The organism is Methylophilus sp. (assembly GCF_052173275.1).
In the GTDB taxonomy this organism is placed as follows: Bacteria; Pseudomonadota; Gammaproteobacteria; order Burkholderiales; family Methylophilaceae; genus Methylophilus.
Genome location: NZ_JBQMUL010000002.1, coordinates 639,014 through 658,116, shown reverse-complemented (window position 1 = coordinate 658,116; position 19,103 = coordinate 639,014). Strand labels below are relative to the sequence as shown.

Annotated in this window: 17 protein-coding genes; 11 read left to right on the top strand and 6 right to left on the bottom strand. The window is 44.2% G+C overall.

Going from position 1 to position 19,103, the window contains the following annotated elements; translation table 11 throughout:
- The first annotated feature begins 182 nt into the window (after positions 1 to 182).
- Entirely contained in the window at positions 183 to 3,902 is a 3,720-nt protein-coding gene (locus ACTS9Y_RS04730) for an EAL domain-containing protein (RefSeq protein WP_442584826.1), read from the top strand.
- 125 nt (positions 3,903 to 4,027) lie between these two features.
- Here ACTS9Y_RS04730 and ACTS9Y_RS04725 read toward each other — a convergent pair whose 3' ends face one another.
- Positions 4,028 to 4,261 carry a hypothetical protein gene (locus ACTS9Y_RS04725; protein ID WP_442584825.1) on the bottom strand — a complete coding sequence of 78 codons (234 nt, stop codon included), beginning with the start codon at positions 4,259 to 4,261 and terminating at the stop codon, positions 4,028 to 4,030.
- A gap of 131 nt (positions 4,262 to 4,392) precedes the next feature.
- Positions 4,393 to 5,232, bottom strand: a complete 840-nt coding sequence (locus ACTS9Y_RS04720; protein WP_442584824.1) for an oxidoreductase — start codon at positions 5,230 to 5,232, stop codon at positions 4,393 to 4,395.
- 119 nt (positions 5,233 to 5,351) lie between these two features.
- On the opposite strand from ACTS9Y_RS04720, the gene ACTS9Y_RS04715 reads away from it, so the two are divergent.
- Entirely contained in the window at positions 5,352 to 6,242 is an 891-nt protein-coding gene (locus tag ACTS9Y_RS04715; RefSeq protein ID WP_442584823.1) for a LysR family transcriptional regulator, read from the top strand.
- Positions 6,243 to 6,279: 37 nt separating this feature from the next.
- On the opposite strand, the gene ACTS9Y_RS04710 is transcribed toward ACTS9Y_RS04715, so the two are convergent.
- The 3 genes from ACTS9Y_RS04710 to ACTS9Y_RS04700 form a co-directional block, all read right to left on the bottom strand.
- Positions 6,280 to 7,038, bottom strand: a complete 759-nt coding sequence (locus ACTS9Y_RS04710; RefSeq protein ID WP_442584822.1) for an SDR family NAD(P)-dependent oxidoreductase — start codon at positions 7,036 to 7,038, stop codon at positions 6,280 to 6,282.
- 666 nt (positions 7,039 to 7,704) lie between these two features.
- The gene (locus ACTS9Y_RS04705) at positions 7,705 to 8,574 is read right to left on the bottom strand and encodes an ImmA/IrrE family metallo-endopeptidase (RefSeq protein ID WP_442584821.1); all 870 of its coding nucleotides are present in this window, start codon (positions 8,572 to 8,574) and stop codon (positions 7,705 to 7,707) included.
- Positions 8,574 to 8,960: a helix-turn-helix domain-containing protein gene (locus tag ACTS9Y_RS04700; RefSeq protein ID WP_442584820.1), complete on the bottom strand. Its 387-nt coding sequence runs from the start codon at positions 8,958 to 8,960 to the stop codon at positions 8,574 to 8,576. The genes ACTS9Y_RS04705 and ACTS9Y_RS04700 overlap by 1 nt, the downstream gene beginning before the upstream one ends.
- Positions 8,961 to 9,207: 247 nt before the next feature.
- On the opposite strand from ACTS9Y_RS04700, the gene ACTS9Y_RS04695 reads away from it, so the two are divergent.
- The 7 genes from ACTS9Y_RS04695 to ACTS9Y_RS04665 all read left to right on the top strand — a co-directional run bounded on the left by ACTS9Y_RS04695 (position 9,208) and on the right by ACTS9Y_RS04665 (position 16,304).
- Positions 9,208 to 9,432, top strand: coding sequence for a DUF2188 domain-containing protein (locus ACTS9Y_RS04695; protein WP_049637691.1), 225 nt, complete (start codon positions 9,208 to 9,210; stop codon positions 9,430 to 9,432).
- Positions 9,433 to 9,435: 3 nt separating this feature from the next.
- Entirely contained in the window at positions 9,436 to 10,428 is a 993-nt protein-coding gene (locus ACTS9Y_RS04690; protein WP_442584819.1) for a CBASS cGAMP-activated phospholipase, read from the top strand.
- A 2-nt stretch (positions 10,429 to 10,430) separates the two neighbouring features.
- Positions 10,431 to 11,573, top strand: coding sequence for a CBASS cGAMP synthase (locus ACTS9Y_RS04685; RefSeq protein ID WP_442584818.1), 1,143 nt, complete (start codon positions 10,431 to 10,433; stop codon positions 11,571 to 11,573).
- Positions 11,570 to 13,198 (top strand): ThiF family adenylyltransferase, encoded by a 1,629-nt coding sequence (locus ACTS9Y_RS04680; RefSeq protein ID WP_442584817.1) that lies wholly within the window; start codon positions 11,570 to 11,572, stop codon positions 13,196 to 13,198. Before ACTS9Y_RS04685 ends, ACTS9Y_RS04680 begins: the two co-directional genes overlap by 4 nt.
- Positions 13,198 to 13,665, top strand: coding sequence for a Mov34/MPN/PAD-1 family protein (locus ACTS9Y_RS04675; RefSeq protein WP_442584816.1), 468 nt, complete (start codon positions 13,198 to 13,200; stop codon positions 13,663 to 13,665). The genes ACTS9Y_RS04680 and ACTS9Y_RS04675 overlap by 1 nt, the downstream gene beginning before the upstream one ends.
- A gap of 239 nt (positions 13,666 to 13,904) precedes the next feature.
- Positions 13,905 to 15,464, top strand: a complete 1,560-nt coding sequence (locus ACTS9Y_RS04670) for an AAA family ATPase (protein WP_442584815.1) — start codon at positions 13,905 to 13,907, stop codon at positions 15,462 to 15,464.
- A gap of 3 nt (positions 15,465 to 15,467) precedes the next feature.
- On the top strand, positions 15,468 to 16,304 hold the full coding sequence (locus tag ACTS9Y_RS04665) for an HNH endonuclease (RefSeq protein ID WP_442584814.1): 837 nt from the start codon (positions 15,468 to 15,470) through the stop codon (positions 16,302 to 16,304).
- A gap of 41 nt (positions 16,305 to 16,345) precedes the next feature.
- On the opposite strand, the gene ACTS9Y_RS04660 is transcribed toward ACTS9Y_RS04665, so the two are convergent.
- Positions 16,346 to 18,478: a hypothetical protein gene (locus tag ACTS9Y_RS04660; RefSeq protein WP_442584813.1), complete on the bottom strand. Its 2,133-nt coding sequence runs from the start codon at positions 18,476 to 18,478 to the stop codon at positions 16,346 to 16,348.
- A 296-nt stretch (positions 18,479 to 18,774) separates the two neighbouring features.
- Between ACTS9Y_RS04660 and ACTS9Y_RS04655 the strand changes: the two genes are divergently transcribed.
- Both ACTS9Y_RS04655 and ACTS9Y_RS04650 read left to right on the top strand, forming a co-directional pair.
- Positions 18,775 to 18,906, top strand: coding sequence for a YHYH domain-containing protein (locus ACTS9Y_RS04655; protein ID WP_442584812.1), 132 nt, complete (start codon positions 18,775 to 18,777; stop codon positions 18,904 to 18,906).
- 12 nt (positions 18,907 to 18,918) lie between these two features.
- Complete coding sequence (locus tag ACTS9Y_RS04650; protein ID WP_442584811.1) at positions 18,919 to 19,095, top strand: hypothetical protein; 177 nt, start codon at positions 18,919 to 18,921, stop codon at positions 19,093 to 19,095.
- Positions 19,096 to 19,103: the final 8 nt, after the last annotated feature.

Below are 19,103 nucleotides of genomic sequence, written 5' to 3'. Positions count from 1 at the left end.
CGGCAGGCCGGCCTTGCAGTCATTGCATTTGGTGGTTTCCGATCAAATGCATCTATACAAATATAAATCCCTGTCTATTTGGTCGATATGATGGCCATGACTTACGGTATAAATAAGGCTGGACTAAATCATCGGCAAAAACGCCCAACCTGCTTGTAGTGATATCGTTTTTCTAAATTAACATGAAACGCAATTCAACCCACTCTTTGTTCAGATGGCTGGTGGCTATTGTCACGTTTGCCAGTGCTGGGTTTGCGGTTGCTACAGAAAATATCACCTTGCAGCTCAAATGGCGGCATCAGTTTCAGTTTGCGGGTTATTACGCTGCCCAGCAGCAGGGCTATTACAAAGACGAAGGCTTAAACGTCAACATCATTGAAGGCAGTAAAGACCGCTCGCCATTGCAGCAGGTATTGTCTGGCCAGGCTGAATACAGCATAGGCGATGCAGAGATCCTGGTATCACGCATCTCCGGCAAGCCGGTCGTAGCGCTAGCCGCCATTTTGCAACACTCTCCCGGGGTATTGCTCAGCCTGCAGGAAAGCAATATCCGTGAACCTCAGGACCTGATTGGCAAACGCATCATGATGTCGGCTGACGGCCAGGGGGTATTCCAGTTCAAGGCCATGTTGCTCAAGCATCATCTGGATATCAAACAGATGACGATAGTCCCGCATACATGGCGGCTCCAAGACTTGATAGAAGGCAAGGTCGATGTGATCTCAGCCTATGCCATGGATGAGCCAGGCCAGTTGCAGCAAATGGGTTACTCACCTTCTATTATCAGTAACCAGTCTTTCGGGGTGGATTTTTACGGCGATGTCCTGTTTACCAACGAGCGTGAATTGGCCATGCACCCTGAGCGCGTAGAGGCGTTTTTACGTGCGACAAAAAAAGGCTGGCTGTATGCACTCAACCATCAGGAAGAAATGGCCAACAGCATTGCTGGCATGCCCGGCGTCGCCAAGAGAGGTGTTACCGCACAAACCTTATTGCGGGAAGCCAGTTTGATGGAGCCCTATGTGCTGACAGGAGTGGTGCCCTGGGGGCATATGAATGAAGAGCGCTGGCTGGCGATTGCACAAACGCTGGCTGATTTAGGATTGGTGCGCCCTGATTATAATCTGCAAGGATTTCTGCATCAGGGCGATATGCGTATCAAACGGCCTTACATGGTATGGCTATCGCGCGGCGTCGCCATTTTGTTGATGATCCTTGGCGTTACCTTTCTGTGGAACTTGCAGATCAGGCGGCAAGTGGTGCACCGCACCCAGGCATTGCAGAGTGAAATAGACCGGCGCAGGCAGGCCGAATACTTGCTTAAAGTGGCCGGCAGCGTCGCCAAGATCGGCGGCTGGATGATAGATGTCAAAACTGACACCTTGCAATGGTCAGACGAAGTCGCGGCCCTGCATGAAATGCCTCCCGGCTACACGCCCACGGTGGAAGAAGGCGTTCGCATGTTTGTGCCTGAATATCGGCCACTGATGCAACATGCGCTTAAAAAATGCTTGGAAGAAGGCATTGCCTACGACCTTGAACTGGAAAAGATCACCGCGACTGGACGTCGTTTCTGGGTACGTGCCATGGGCCAGCCTGTGCGTGACCCGGACGGCCACATTGTTAAGTTACAAGGGTCGTTGCAGGATATTACCGCCCAGAAACAACTGGAAGCCATCCGGCAGGGCCAAGCCAGGATCCAGGCCATGATGCTGGCAGATGTGTCGCTGCACGAAATCCTCAACACCGTGGCACAACTGATAGAGCTGCAATTCCCTGACACCAGCTGTGCCATTTTGCTGCTCGACCAGGAAGGGTCGCATTTGCGGCATGCCGCCTTATCGAAACTGCCGCAGCCATATATGCAGACCATGGATAATATTGCCTGGCAAGCCAGCCAGGTCGCAGCGCTGACCCAGGGTCGCGTGATTGCCAGCGATATCCGTACCTACCCGTTTGGTGACGAGCAGCTAACCCTGGCGCTCAATTGCGGCTTGCATGCCTGCTGGAGTGCGCCCATCCTGTCACGTAGCTGGCGTGCGTTGGGTGTGTTGGCCATTTACAGACAGCATCAGCACATGCCGGTCGCGGCTGAGATCGATTTTGTCGAGAGCTATGCGCAAATGCTAGGCCTGGCCATTGAGCGCGAGCAATCCGACGAACAGCTGAATCTGCTACGCAGCGGTATTTCGCGGCTCAACGACATCGTCATGATCACCGAGGCACCTTTGCAGGTGCCCATGCAGCAAAAAATCGTGTTTCTGAACGAAGCATTCACAAAAATCACTGGCTCGTCGCTGGAGCATTTAAGCGGCAGTTCGCCGTTTGATATTTTTAATGTCGCCACACCAGGACGCGAACTTGAGCGCATCAAACACGCTTTCCAGCAGATGTTGCCGATTACAGCAGAAGTGATCGCCGTTAACCGCGATGGTGCAGGCGTGTCACTGGAAATGGATGCCTTGCCCTTGCATGACAAGGGCGGGCGTTATACGCACTGGGTGCTGGTGCTGCGTGATATCACCGAACGAAAGCAGGCCGATGCGCAGATCCGCCAACTGGCTTATTACGACACCATGACTGGCCTGCCTAACCGCTTATTGCTGCAGGAAAAACTGGCCGCTCACCTGCGAAAGGCCGTACGCAAAAAAACCAGCGGTGCACTGCTGTTTATTGATATCGATAACTTTAAAACACTCAATGATACGCACGGGCACGATATCGGCGATGCGCTGCTGATCGAGGTGGCAAAACGTATCAAACAGTCCGTCCGTCGTTTGGATACTGTCAGCCGCCTGGGTGGCGATGAGTTTGTCGTCGTGCTTGATGGCTTGAACCGTGATCAGGCACAGGCCGAAAAACAGGCGCGTATCGTGTGTGAAAAAATCGTTGCCGCCTTTGAAAACCCCTTTAACCTGAATCATTACCAGCACTACACCTCGCCCAGTATCGGCGTCGCCCTGTTTGATAATGACGCCCCCAGCCAGGCCGAAGAGTTGTTACGGCGCGCCGATATGGCCATGTACAAAGCCAAAGAAGCGGGTAGAAACGGTTACCAGTTCTTTGACACTTTAATGGAAACCGAATTATTACAACGCGTGGCGCTGGAAGCCGATTTGGATATCGCGATCGAAATGCAGCAGTTCCAGCTGCATTTCCAGCCGCAATATAACCAGCAACACGTTATCGTTGGCGCCGAGGCCCTGGTCCGTTGGCAGCATCCTGAACGCGGCCTGATCATGCCGGGTCAATTCATCACCATGGCCGAGAGCTCAGGCCAGATTGTCGAGATCGGGCACTGGGTATTGCAAAAGGCCTGCCAGGTACTACTCGAATGGTCCGGCCATCCGCAATTGCAATCGCTGGTGTTATCAGTCAACGTCAGCCCAAAACAATATCTGCAGCCGGATTTTGTGCAGGAAGTGCAGCGCATGGTGGCCGAGACCGGCATACATCCGAACCGGCTGAAGCTGGAACTGACGGAAAGCATGCTGGTGGACAATGTAGAAGACATCATTGCTAAAATGACGGCCTTGCGCGAAGTCGGTGTGTGCTTCTCACTGGATGATTTCGGCACCGGCTACTCTTCCTTGTCTTACCTGAAACGTTTGCCCTTTGATCAGCTGAAAATCGACCAGTCATTTGTGCGCGACATGCTCAATGGGCATGATCACCAGAGTATCGTCAATGCCATTATTTCGCTGGGGCAGAGCTTGCAGCTGGAAGTCTTGGCTGAAGGCGTGGAAACAGATGCACAATTGCGTGTATTGACCGAACTTGGTTGCCAGGCGTTCCAGGGCTATTATTTCACCAGGCCATTAGTGCTAGACCTGTTTGAGCAATGGGTGAAGCGCAATGCAGAAAACGCTACGCAGGAAAGTACTGTGGTACAAATGCTTTAACCCATCCGTGCATGCATCATAAAAAAAACGGCCGTCCTGTAACAGGTGGCCGTTTTTCTTTAGCAAAACTTAAGCTGGTTTACGGGTCGTGCTGAAACCAATCAGGTTAAGGCTCTGCTACAAAATCACTTTTTGTAAAAACTGGATTTTTTCCAGGTATAGGTGCCGCAAGTGATCAAATACAGGATGGCCGAGAAGATGTTGAGCACCGGCACCATACTCCTGAAAGCAAGAAAGAATGCTTTGCCTAAAGCGTGCTTGAGCGTATCGAATTCGCAATTACGGAATTCAATCAGCGAGCCGATAGCCGAGATAAACAAAGGCACTAAATAAAAAGCAGAAAATACATGAAAGTCCATAAGCAGTTATCCATGCGCTGAATCTACTTCAGTCGCTGTTTTAGGTAACTGGCATTTTAAAGTCCAAGCAGGTTTTTGTCTCATTTTTACTCGGCTTGCCCCAACGTTTTAATAACGTTAGGGCGTGCGATTCAACTGAAATCGGTTGAAACAGCCAACTGGTGCCAGTCTTTCAGCTCCTGTTCGACAAAGCGATTTTTTTCTATGAGTTTATCCACGGTGTCAGAGCCTAATGGCAATCGCAGCGGCGGCTGTTCACTATCTGCCAATGTGAGGATGGCTTGTGATAATTTTGCCGGGTCGCCCGGTTGTGCATGATTTGCCGAAGCGGCAAAGTCACGCATGGCACCGACAGTGTCTGCATATTCGGGCAAGCTCAGCCTGGTAGAGACCAGCGATGTGCTATCCAGAAAATCGGTCCTGAAGAAACCGGGTTCCACTGTCGTGGCCTTCACTCCCAGCGGCTTCAGCTCATAGGCGAGTGATTCGGTCAACGCTTCTACGGCAAATTTGGTGGCGCAATACACTCCCCAGCCAGGGTAGGAGGCATAGCCGCCTATAGAGGAAATGTTGATAATGTGGCCGCTGCGTTGCTGACGCATATAGGGCACGACAGCGCGGATGACATTCAGCAAACCAAACACATTGGTATTGAAAAGATCTTTGACTTCCTGGTCGCCCGACTCCTCCACTGCGCCTAGCAGGCCGTAACCGGCGTTATTGACCAGGATATCCACGCGCGAGAATCGTTGTATCGACTGTTGGGCCGCCTCAAGCGCGGCCTGTGCATTTGTGACATCCAGCGGGAGCGCCAGCAGGTTAGGGTGGTCACCTAAGGCCGCGATGACGGTCTGCGGATTGCGCGCGGTGGCAATGACTTTATCCCCCCGTGCCAATGCATCTTTGGCGATCAATGCCCCAAAACCCCGGGATGCGCCAGTAATAAACCATACTTTTGAATGTGTATTCATGATGATCTCCTAATGTGTCATGTGCTGCGAAATGCAGTACGTGTAATCATCATAGTTAATCTGGATAGTTTAAAAAATACACAATATAATTGTTTTATTATCAACTAAAAGTTGTTTATATGCAGATAATCAGATCTTTAACCATGTTTATTGCGGTAGCTAATGCGATGAGTTTTAGAAAAGCAGCCATCGAGCAGGGCGTGTCTCCGCAAGCTGTCAGCAAGGCAGTCAAGCAACTTGAAACGCATCTGGGTCTGAAGCTGATTCACCGGTCTACCCGCCATTTAAGTCTTACGGAGGAAGGCGCGCAGCTGTTTAAAGATGCGAGCTTGGGCATGCAAATGCTGAGCGAGGCGCTGGTCGGACTGGAACAAAGCAAGCAGGGCATGGATGGAAAAATCAGGCTGGCTGCACCACTTGCGTTTGGTAACCGTGTGCTCACCCCGCTGATCGAGGCGTTTCAGGCGATACACCCCGGTATCCATTTTGACGTGTTACTCAGCGATGACTTCGTCGACATCGTCAGCCTGAGGATAGATATCGGTTTCAGGACAGGCTTATCCCCTGAGCGAAATGTCATCTCGCGCAAGTTGGGGGAGATCGTTTCTGTGATTTGTGCCGCCCCCAAATACATAGACAAGTTCGGCATGCCTGCAGATATCCATGCGCTTCAAACGCATCGTTGTACTGCGTTCCTCCATCCGCAAACAGGTAAGGAATTGCCGTGGGAGATACTGGCGAACGAAGAAATCAATTATATCCATGTGCCTTCGGTTGCCAGGTTTAACAATGTCGAAGCAGAAATCGAGGCGGTCAAACAAGGCGTTGGTATCGGCCAGCTCAGTGAATACCTGATCACACAGGAGCTTGAAAGCGGTGCACTGGTGCCCATGTTGCCTGAAGGCAGGGTGCCGAGGCTGGGTATCTATATGTATTACGCAGAGCGCGTGAATATCCCGTCAAGGGTCAGGCGTTTTATTGACTTTTGTATGGATAGAATGCTGGCTTAGGCACTTTGTTCGAGCGATTGGTTAGGCTTTTTCATCCTCATGTGAGATTAAGGCCACCATCAGAAAGAATAATTTCACCGGTTAAATAGCTGCTAGAAATAAGCATTGAAGCAATGTGCGCAATTTCGCTGGGTTTTGCGCCACGCTTCATGGGTGATTTTTCTTTCCAAAGCTTATGTGCCTCAACCCAGTTCTCAGTCATTGGTGTATCTACAAGACCTGGCGCAATGGCATTCACTCGAATATCCGGTGAAAGTGTCAGAGCTAAAAGTTGCGTGATGTGATTCAGTGCGGCTTTGCTCGCAGCATAGGGAATTGAAGCCCCCTTAGGACGTACACCTGCATGCGAGCTGATATTGATAATGCAACTTGGGCACTCTTTTGTTGATGCGTTTCTAAGAGCTTGCTCAGATTCCGCGATTAAAGTCCAAGGCGCAATAACATTCACCTCATAGAGATTTCGCCAAATTTCTGGAGTGGCGTCTTTCAGTAAAGCGTGAGGGATCATGGCGTTGATTCCTGCATTGTTGACCAGAACATCTAAACGGCCATAGCGAGATAAAACATCTGATATCAGGCGTTTTGTTTGAACTTGATCAGATAGGTCAGCTTGTATATATGTCGCATTCGAAATAGTGCTGGCCAGTTTCTCGCCTTCGATGACAGATGACCGCGAATGAAACACAACAGTGAAGCCATCTTTTGCAAGCTGCTGCGCAATCGCTTTACCTATCCCGGATGTCGAACCAGTCACGAGAGCAACTCTGCCTGAGTTTTTTTCTTGATCAGAAATCATTATTTCCCCGATTTAATTTTTTGCCTCAATTTTGAGATAAGGGGCACGGTGTGGCACGTCCCGTGTTAAAGAGTGATTAGGCGCCATGTTATCAAACTCATTCAGCCATCTCTTCATGCTCATATTCCAGTGGGGCAGCACATGATGAGATCAATTAAAAAGCCGTGTCATCATGACTTTGCCCGCGATGTGTCAACGCTCTACACGGTAAACTGCACGCCAACACAATACAGCAAAGTCAACCTTTGCGAGTATGCCCGGGTATCGGGCTCTCTTTCACTTCGGGATATCAAAAAATGTGCGTTTATATTCGCTATAGAGTAATACCCGCCAAATGCTTACAGGCCATGTTTTATATGAAAAAGGCCTCTAAAAGTGAATTTAGAGGCCTTTTAAAATGACGTATTAATTAAATCGCTGTTTGATTAAACGTAAGTCTTGATAATCAAAGTGACGCATTAATGAACGCACAATATGCCGGGTTAGTGTTTGACAATGAAACCGTAACCTTCACCTATGGTTTTAATGGGTTCAATTCTGTAATTAGATTAGTAGCAGCTTTTAGAACCGTAACTTCGATGGTGCATTGATCGTTTTTGGCGATGAGTATGACAATAAAACCGTAACTTTGACTCTATTAAATAATAAATTGAGCACTACGGCATACTATCTTTTTTTTACTCTCTTACTCCACTCTAAAACCCCGCTCAACTCAGTTAATCCCTCGTCATCTTTCACTTGTGTTCCGAATCTATCATATTCTTTTTCGGGTAAATCTTCGTGGTCGAACCACAGTAAAGAAATAGTAGTATCAGAAGGAGCATAGTGTCTGGAAAGCTCCCACATATCGAGTCCATCCTCCCAATTTTCAAACCAAATATCTTGAGCAACTTCTCCTACTTCTGTGGAGTTCAAGTTAATTGCCCGGATGCTTTGCGCAATTGACCCTTTAGGAATAACAGAGCCTGATGATATCCATGCTCGGGCTTGTCGTAAGCTGGCTGATCTAGCAGCATAACGAACTGCACCTCTTTCCATGGTTACAAAAGCGCAAGGTGTGGGACTTAATGTGGCGAATCTTGATGCAGTTGCTGGAAAAGAGGTATTAAACAATTTAGCCATATATTGAATGAGCTCCAAAGATGGTTCTTTACTTGGGAGATTGGCCAGCCATTGCTTGTAGGGCATTAAAAGCTCTGCTGCAAAGGTATCACAGCATATTTCGTTAGGATGTCTCTTGGCTATGGAATACGATGGAATTTCTTCATGGCTTGATTTTAAATCTAAAACTACATGTGCGATTTCATGACAAACAGTAAATCTTTGGCGTTCTTCGCTTTCTAAAGAGTTAACTACAATAATGTGTTTTCCATTAGGCTTAGTCAAGGTGTAACCTGATGCGCCCTCTTCCATAGCTTCAAATTTAACTTTGGCATTTATTGCGGATATGTAAGGGTCTAAATCTTCTCGAATATTTGAAACATCTACCTTAGAAACAAACTCACGAGCTATCGAAATTACATCCGCTTCATCCATTAATTGTCCTCTTCCCCAAAAAGAATAGTTACTTTATTTATTAATGTCTCTGGATCTGGTCTAGTGGTCCCTCTATGCCTAATTCCGGCTGCACCTACAAAAATATCGAATGAGACTGAGGGATTGTTTAAAACATATTCAACTAACTCTGGATCTGTATCTGGGTTATTAGCAAGCCATTTTATGATGAAAGCATCTCGAGTGGGTGGTTTAAGGTATTTCAGTAATTTCTCTATTACGTCTTCAGAGGGATTCGTCTTTTCTCCAGTTTCTAATCTATAAATATAAGCATGATCAATTCCGGACAGAGTGCCAAATTCTCTTACAGAGAAGGTCCTGGTTTCCCTAAACCTCTTTAATGCTAAACCCAAGCCAGTTGTAGGCATGTCTTCCTTTCAAATTAGAGCCTTTTGATACAAAAACTCAACAATAAAAAATGCTCAAAAAAACTTGAAAAGTATAAACTCTTCTGATAGTGTGTTGTCTAGCTGGACAACACACTAAATTAATACATGGTTTTTAATTATATATTTATGTATTTTTTTGTTGTTCAACTGAACAACGTCATTGTGCAGCATTCATTAGCGCATGACAACATAAAGCGTGAATTTGTTCAATTGAAAGGAGTACGAAATGGCAGGAAAAAATCAGCATGTAGTGCCTCATTCCAACGGTTGGGCGGTAAAAGGTGCCGGCAATCAACGTGCTACCTCGACGCATGGCACTCAGCAAGAAGCAATTAATGCCGCACGAGAGATTGCGAAAAACCAACACTCGGAATTGGTAATACATAGGCCTGATGGCCGCATCCGCGACAAAGATAGTTTTGGCAACGACGACTTTCCACCTAGAGGATAAATAATGGACAGCATCCCCACCTATCACGTGTTAGCGCTCTCTGGCGGTGGTTACAGAGGGCTGTATACGGCGACGATTCTAACCGAGCTTGAAAAAGCGTTTGGACAGCCTATTGCCAAACATTTTGATTTGATATGCGGCACTTCGGTAGGGGGGATTTTGGCGCTGGGATTGGCAAACGAAATTCCAGCTTCAAACCTCAAACTTATGTTTGAAGATGAAGGAAAAACCATTTTTCAAAGCAGAAATTTGATCCGCAGAGTTTTCGGCTACTGGGGTTGTGCTAAACACGATAATAGTGGATTAAAAACTGTATTAAAAAAATATTTTAATGACACAACTCTTGGTGAATTAAAGCATAGGGTGTTTGTACCATCTGTTAACTACACTACTGGTCGAGGGCAGTTTTTTAAGACTCCCCATCATAAATCATTCGAGATGGATCATCGGATGTCTTTAGTAGACGTTGCTTTAGCGACAGCAGCTGCACCAGTTTACTTTCCACTATTTAAACATTCTCGAGGTGTATTCGCAGATGGTGGGCTAGTTGGAAATTCACCTGGTTTTTTTGGATTACATGAAATCAGGCAATTTCTGGCTCCAGATCAGAAAGTACGAGTGCGAGTTCTCTCGATTGGCACTATGACAATTGGGGCGACTGTTGGTGGTGACGTTTCGCTTGACCGTGGATTTGGGAAATGGCGAGGCGACCTTTTTGATTTGGTGATATCGGCTCAAGAGTCGTCAGTTGACTATATGTTGAGACATGAATTGAAAGACGACTATTTTAGGATAGATGACCAAGCTACACCAGATCAAAGTGAGGATGTTAAGGATTTAGATCGTGTATCAAATGCTGCAACAAATACATTAAAGACAAGAGGGATGCATGCTGCGCAAAAGGCTCTGGGAGATGCGAAGTTTGCACCCTTCAGAACGCACTTCGCTTCCCCTGCGACTTTCTTTCATGGCCCACGAAAAAATTTTAAGGAGTGATTATGCTGAATTTGAGCCCATTATTTTTCACAACACTGGAACATGAGTCCTGTTTAGTCACTAACCTTGATTTAAAGGCTACTCAAGTTGATCTAATTTCGAGAGTCAGAACAGACGTTAGAAATTGTTTAAGAAATGGTATTCCTAGAGTACTCAGAAAAATGGGATATACGGATGATATCCCGACTCCGCGTTTTTTTACTCAAGGTTCTTGGGCTTATAAAACATTAAACTCGCCCGCTAAACATCCACAGCAGGCAGATATTGATGATGGATGCTATCTTCCCCTTAGCTTCGTGTCTCAAACCAAAAAGCCTAGTAAAGCGGCTTTAGTGTTTTTTCGTGCCGCAGAAGAGGCGTTAGCTGACTTAGTCAATGAACGAAACTGGAAGCTCATCACGGACAAACCAACCTGTATTCGAATTGAGTTTTCGAATTTTGCGCACATAGACATTCCGCTATATGCAATCCCTGACAGCGAATTTCAAACGCTCGCCAAATTGGCAATGGAGAGATTTGGCTACGCCTCATTTGCTGAAGCACTAGCTACTGTCGATCAGGACATTTGGACCGCGCTACCTAAAGACCAAGTTTTACTGGCCCATCGTGAATGCGATTGGAAAGCTTCTGATCCAAGGCCTGTTAAGGATTGGTTCCTAAATGAAGTAGATGTCAGAGGCGAACAATTACGCAGAATCGTAAGATATTTGAAAGCACTGCGCGACTGGAAATGGGGCAGTGGTGGACCATCATCGATTTTATTAATGGCAGCAGCAGCCCCACTTTTTGTTAAACATGACCGCCGAGATGATATTGCACTTCTTGAGGTCCTAGCAAAATTACCTCAGAGATTGAGAGCTGGAGTTAATAATCCTGTCGATGTTTCAGAGTCTTTAACAGGCCGCCTAGGCCGTGAAGGCGTTGAAGAAGCGGCACTAGCATTCGAAGAATTTGAAAAAGCTCTCCGAGGCAGTGTACATTCCAGCAGTCCTTCACAAGCATGTAGCTGGATGTGCAAGGTTTTTGGTACTCGATTTCCTAATGAGCCAGATCGGATCGTCGTTGTAACTGTTGTGAGTACGATATTAGCCACCCCTGCAACTCCTGGCCCAAGTGAACTTGTTGGTAGAATGAAGTCGGGATGAGCAAGGCAGTTAATATTGCTGATTTGATTGATGCTTTCATTCTTAAGGGGTTCCAATATGAAGGCAAAACAGATGATGGATGGCACAGGCTAAATGGATGCCTGTGCCCTCCTAGTGATACTGACACATATGATTGCAGCATTGAGATAGATCCAAACTTTATCGATTTACCTCGAATCCAATTAACAACAATCCCGAAACAGCTTCCTCAAATCAACCCTCACATTGGTGACGATGGTAATCTTTGTTATTTAGCAAAGGGAGCTGTTGTCCTAGATATATTTGATCCAATTGGACAAGCTTTAGCTTGCTTAGCGCGTGCTGAAAATGTTTTAGGGCAGATTCTTAAGCAGGAAGTCGTTGATGATTTAGTTGAAGAATTCAACGCGTATTGGAATGGCACTTTTTGTTTTCTAGATTTGGAGAATGACTGGTTAGGTTTTCAGAATTGTATTTATGCGGAAAACAAAACATCCGAATTCTTAATCGTCACAGACAACCCTGAGAGATCCTACAAAAAGTTATCCAGCTTGAATATCAAGAAAAATGAAAGTTACGTCTTAACGTATAAGTTAAAAACTAACGCATTGCCAAGACCATTAAGTAAAAATTGGCCACCCAAAACTGTTAGTGAAGTTCTTGCCTGGCAAAGTTTGCTTGATTCTCGTTCTAGAAAAAAAATACTTCAGCGAATTAATGAAGCAATCAAGTTATCAGCAAATTGTGTCTTGATTATTATTGAGTCGCCTTCTATAACTTACGGCTTTGGTGTCTTTTTCAAGAAAGATAAAGGTAAAACGAAAGGACATTACTCTTCACTAAAAGGTCGGATTTTTGATATGAATATTCAGCCAATTACAATTATGCGAATCGATGATAAATATCTTTCTCAACGCAATATTCCAAAATTGAGAACTCTTTCAGGTAAGAGGATTGCAATGATTGGTTGTGGAACAATTGGAGGGTATTTAGCTGAAATGCTTGTGAAAGCTGGTGCAGGCACTTCTGATGGAAAGCTAATTTTAATTGATGGTGACATTATTCTTCCAGAAAATATTGGTCGACATCGATTGGGCTTCCCTCATTTACTTATTAATAAAGCGACTGCGTTAACTGAAGAGCTCAAAAGACTCAGTCCAGGTTCAGACATTCAAGCTCTTCCTATAGATGCTAAACAAGCCTCTTTGGAAAATATTGATCTATTAATAGATGCTACTGGTGAGGAGGCTTTTGGTCACTGGCTGTCTAATAAGTATTCGAATTTGACTACCATGTTATCAGTATGGGTAGAAGGTCCTGGCACGGCAGTTAGAGCATTATTGAAATCAAATAATGCTGGAGCCTGTTACAGGTGTCTTTGGCATAGCAATAAGAAGGGAAAGCTGCGTTCAGTGACAACTCAATTGCCTATGGACATGGCCGGTAACGGTTGCGAAGGATTGTATGTTCCATTTCCTGCGCATGTATCAGTTAATGCGGCCTCTTTAGCTACTGAAATGACATTAGATTGGGTAAATGGAATTTCCACACCATCACTTAGAACAAGATTAACAGATACATCATTTGAATTGGCAACGCCAGATTGCAACCCCCTAGTTGATTCAGACTGCCCAATATGCAACTAATGAAGTCTTGGGCATCCGAAGACAAGAAAATACTTTTGTACTTTGAAGATAGCGTAATTATTGCATTTACAGATCATATTCAATTTTCTGATACTCAATCCGAAGCGGGAGGGATTTTGTTAGGATCACTCCATGCATCTAATTTATTAATTAGTACCGCTACAAAGCCGAGCAATAGAGATAAACGGTCTAGATTTCTTTTTGATCGTTTACCTGATGTACATCGATTAGTGGCTCTAAGTTTATGGATCAAAAGCAAGGGGACTCTGCGTTACTTAGGTGAATGGCATACCCACCCTGAAGATTATCCAACGCCATCAAATCTTGATAAAGTTGAATGGAAAAGAATTAGCGCTTCTCGTAAAGATAAAAGGCCATTACTCGCTGTTATCGTAGGTAGAAAGGCATTGCATGTAGAATTAATTCATGCAGATGGAGCTAATATTATTATGCATCCAATCGAATAATGCGTCCGCCACTGCAATACAGTAGCAGTTCATTATCAGAACATAAGTTGGATCAACTTACCTAGAATAGCAAGTTGGCTTAAAAAGCTGCGTTTAATTGTTTGTTGGGTACAACGATGCCTAGCCGGAAATATCAAAATGTGTTCCCATCGCTACTCAAGATACAAGAAATGGTTCAATAACTAAAAAACGGACTTCCAAGTCCGATGTGTTATTTCTGCTTAAGGGAAGGGATTGATATGCAATTCTTTGTTCATTTCATAAAAAAAGACAAACCAAAGCCGAAGCAATATCCGCATGCGGTGTTAACCCAAGATAATTGGGATGATTTCGGTTATAAAACTACATTTCATGTTGTCTTGCATCTTTCAGATACCCATGTAGAAGATCTTGGTAGCATAAAAATTATTGAATCGGATAGAACTTCGGGCTATACGAACTTACCAAATGAACCATTTGAGCAGCTCTCAGAAAAGCATGCTTCAATAGGCTCAAGTCTTGACTACTACGAAACTCTTTATAACCTAGGCCCACAAGTTTTTCGTCCTTTTCTGAGGGGGCTACGAGATATTGCATTTAGTGATGATGCAAAAGCGGCAGTAGAAGATACAGAGGCTTATCGTGTCTCGATTCTGCGATTTGGCGGTGCCGAGCGCAGAATAGTTGATGCTGAGAAACTCCTTAAAGCTTCATCAATGCCACTAAAACGTCGCAGTGCAGGCTTCAAAGTCAAATTTAAAACACGCGTAGCTAGCGACGCCAAACCTTTCACAGTGGAGTTCGATTTCCGCAAGCGGAATAGATTACCGAATAGGATCAATGCAATAATCGGCTACAACGGCACTGGCAAGACTAGGTTGCTATCAAATTTGGCTATTGTTGCAAGCGGATATGGTTACAGCAATAAAGAAGCTGTACTAAGCAATGATGCTGGAAGATTTGTTGGGAATCCATCTCCTTTCAAAACAGTAATTGTTGTGTCTTACAGCGCTTTCGATACCTTCGCTATTCCTGGAAAAACAAAGATTGAAAAGAAAAAGCTTGAAGAGGATGGTGAGCTGTTTGGCTACGTTTATTGTGGCTTACGTGAGCGGTCAGAAGATGATTCAGATGGAGAGCCTACTTATCGCTTGCGAACACCGGCTGAAATACAAGATGAATTTCTAATAGCCCTTAAACGTGTTCAAAAGTCTAATAGAATGGACATTCTTCTTGAAATGTTGAGGCCCCTCTTTAATGATCCCTCATTTCAAAGAATTGGTCTAAATCCTCTCTATGCTATTAAGAATAAGACCGATTTCGCAAAAGTTTTTGGATCGTTGAGTAGCGGTCACAAAGTCGCTCTAAAAATTGTGACAGAGTTAACTGCCCACATTGCCGGTTTTACTCCAACACTTGTCCTTATAGATGAACCTGAGACACATCTTCATCCTCCTTTGCTCGCAGCATTCTTGAGGAGCGTTAGAAATTGTCTTGATGCTTTTGATGCATACGCGATTATTGCAACTCACTCTCCGGTTGTATTACAAGAAACACCTGCGAAATGCGTTCGTGTATTACGACGGACAGGAAATGAAAACTTTGTTTCTACACCTTTAAATGAAACTTTCGCTGAAAGTATTGGAGTTATCACTAAAGAGACCTTTAATCTAGGCGAGCAAGCGACCGATTGGCATGAAACTTTGAAGCCCCTTGCGAAAAAATATTCTCTGGAAGAAATTGAAGAGTTTTTTGAAAGAAAATTAGGGTTTGCAGCCCGCTCTTACATTATAAGTGTGCAAGATGAAATGCAGGAGTAGCACATGAGGACAGTTACCCCAATTGGAATAAATGCGATCACTGTGTTTGATGAAATTACTCAGGCAAAAAAGGCCCCTAATCAAGGTCACATGACATCCGCAAGACCGCGGATATTGCAAGCATATGCAAATTATGTTGCTACTGTACCGAATGTTGGAGGACTTGCAGTTGCAGCGCTGACTTTGAATCAAAAAAATTCTTTGCATCATGCTTATGAATCTGAAACGAAGCCAATGGCAAGCCTTCGTGCTGAAATTCTTAAAGTTGTTAGATGCCCATTTTGCAGTATTAGTGAGTCTTCAACGCTTGATCATTATTTGCCAAAAGAGCGGTATCCTGAATTCTCGGTTTTGCCGATTAATTTGATTCCTAGCTGCTCACCTTGTAATACCAAGAAACGAGATAAGATTTTAGATAGAGGTACAAATATTAGGAAGTTTTTACATCCGTATTTTGATGCTATTCCTGATTTACCATTTCTAAGTGTGGGCACTAGAATGGCACAGGGTTCACTTGTTTTGACATACCAAATTATTCAACCAGTTGGCATGTCAGCTCAGACCTTTCAACATATTTCCTTTCATTTTTCCGAAATGGATCTGGCTGATCGCTATCGAAGAATGGGGTTGGATCACCTGGGAGAGCTATACGGTGCCTTAAAGAAAGTTTATGGTCCAAATCAGGATCCGAATAGGGTAGCCAATAAACTTAATGAGAGGGCAACTGAGATTGAAGTATCTAGAGGAGCCAACTATTGGCTTGTGAAGTTGCTTCAAGCCCTCGCTGTGAATCTACAGTTCTGCGATGGAGGTTTTGAGGTAATCCAACCTTCCATTTAGAGGCGTTTGTTCAATTCTGGACTATTTAGCTGCTATCTGGCTCACTTGGATCGTTCTACTGCATCTATAAATTCAGCCTTGAATTGAAATATCTCAATATTTTTTAATGCAACTTGAAGGCCTTGATGCGCATTGAAGGTGAATTGGGCTACGAGCTCTTGCTCTCGGGAAGTAAGTTGGTTAGCCTTTGGTTGATCTATAAGCCAATAAATTTGGCGCACATTATTTGCTATCTCAGCACGTTCTGATTGATCACCAGATAGCATCAAACTTAATCGATTAGCAATTCTGGGTTCAACGTGCTCCAATTCATGCTTTAAAAGGATTTCTTCGATTGCAAGGAGGGCATGGGAGAGCCGATCCATTATTGTGGGAAAAGTTGTCCCCTTGCTGTATTGAATAATACTTGTACGAACCGAAGTGGCAAAGTCATTTAATCCAATAGGGTTTACAAGCTTCCCAGCATAACCTAGTCCCATTTCTTCGAGATGCTCCAAGCCTGTCGTCGAGAGCCTCCACTCGCCAATTCCTTTGGAAAGAATACTCTCTCTCATTGAAAAGGACGATTTGGTAGTTAGAAATAACTTGGATTTGGGAATGATTTCTTGGCCATAAAGATCGATCGGACACAGTACCCAAGATGCAGAAGCTCCAGGCGAAAAGAACCTCAATAAACTTACAACATCTTGCGCTGTAATTAATCCTTTCTCATATGCTAATTCAGGTTCAACCTCCGAGCTGATTACAACCGCTGCAAGATCTTGCAAGTCTCCTCGCATTTTTAGAAAAAACTTTTCTACCTCAATTTTCTGACTTTGGATGGTAGCGGATATCTTTTCAATATCATCAATTCTGTCAGATGTAATTGGCGAGATTGTTACAGAACCAAACTCGAAGGATGATTCTACTTCTAAATGGGATATTGGGGCCCACAATTCGTAATGTGTGACCTTGGCCCTGCTCTTTGCAATAATGGCCTCGGTAAATGAGTTTTTCTTGTCGCTTAAATAATTTTTTTGAGCCCATTCAAAGAACTCATTCCGAATAAAGCCGCGACTTAATTTATTTTTTGTCCAAGGTGTTTGGTGGACTGTGTCACAGATGTCTTCTAGCTCTTCCAATTCAGATATCTTCAAGCCAAATAGTTTTTTATTATTGAAGATAAAAGCACAAATATCTTCACCATTAATATCTGCCCCCGTATATTTAGGCGAGCCTATTATGTCTTTGTCAGTTATTGTAGTAGCTACTGGCCGTTGAGTTGGAAAGTTGTTAGATACATTAGGCGGAAGTAATATCTCGCTAATTTTTGACAAAAGTACATTGCACATTTCGTTAATCACAATTGCTTCTTGAGCTAAAAATGTGAATGGTTCTGCTGATAGCGCCTCTTCTTGGATTGAATTATCTGAGGGTAGGGCCTGTAAATTTGAATTGTTATTGGCAGTGCTAGTTGTTAAAGCATCTAATTCTTGGAGTCTTGTTAGTTCGGCCAAATCAGAAGCGTGATGTTCACGTAGCAAAGTGTCTAGCCAATCATTAAAGCTATTAACTCGAACTAAGTATTCTTCAACAAATGGAGAGATATTAATAAATTCGCCGTTCTGCGCTATATATCCTTTTGACGGCGCGGTCCACCCAGACCATTCAAGTAGCGATTTCGTATCGAATCGAATTCCACTCGTAATTGTTGCTCCTAATTCTGGTAAAGAGGGATCTTGTTTCATTGAGAGAAACATATGCGAGTTAGGCATGCCTCTGTGCAAAATATAGTTTCTAAGATCATGAACGAATTTTGATACCGCGTTTTTGCTAAAGGTGTTGGTGACTTGGGCATCATATTTTTTGTAAGTTTCGGTTCCTGCATAGTGTTCCCTCATGAACACGCGAGTATGGTCGACAAGAGCCTTTGCAGAAGCTACAAAATTGTGGATATGTCTACTTAGCTCTCTATGCGCCTGTCGCCCTGCATCTCTATGATCTTGCGACATTAGAGAGAGTCCGTGTTCAGGATCGTTAACTTTCAATGTTGCTTCGATTAGCTCCGAAGCATTCATTTGGAATGTATTAAGCGAGAAGCTTCGAGCATGGAGTTGGTTGAGGAACTTCACTCCAGGGGATTCGAGAATTTGGGAAAAATAGCTCTTCTCTTCTGGTTTGGATGTATCGTTCATTTACTCTCCAGTGATACAGATTGCTCAATAGGTAATTTGAGCCTCGTTGAGTGACTTCTCACTAAGGCTTTTAAGCATTAACTGATAGTAACATGTGTATTCCATTCATTTTGAGCAGTCATTCCAGCGTATTGAGCAGTCGTTCCAGTCCTAATGAGCAGCACATATCTTATTGCAGTTCAAGACTCAACTCTTTATTATGCTGTCAGGTTTCTATAGAGCCTGCTTAGTAACTAGCTGTCCATACTTTTTTAAACTTGAAACACTTTAACGATGTTCAAAAAGGGGGTTTTGCTATGAAAGGGATTATTGCTGTAGTTGCTGTATGCATCATTGTTAGTTCAAGCCTTGCCAATGCCCACTCCGGTGGTACAGATAAAAATGGCTGTCATCATGATCGCCAAACTGGTACATATCACTGTCATTAATTTGGAGGGTATATGGCTACTTTTAAAATTAAGACACCCAAACCTCCTAGGCCACCAAAACCACCAGATAGACTACAAAATTTGCAAACGTTACGTCCGCTGGGTAAAACAAAATGGGTTAAAGCACATTGGCGTTGGAATTATGGAACACATCAATGGGAATGGGTTTTAGGCCATTGGAGTAAATAACAAAACGG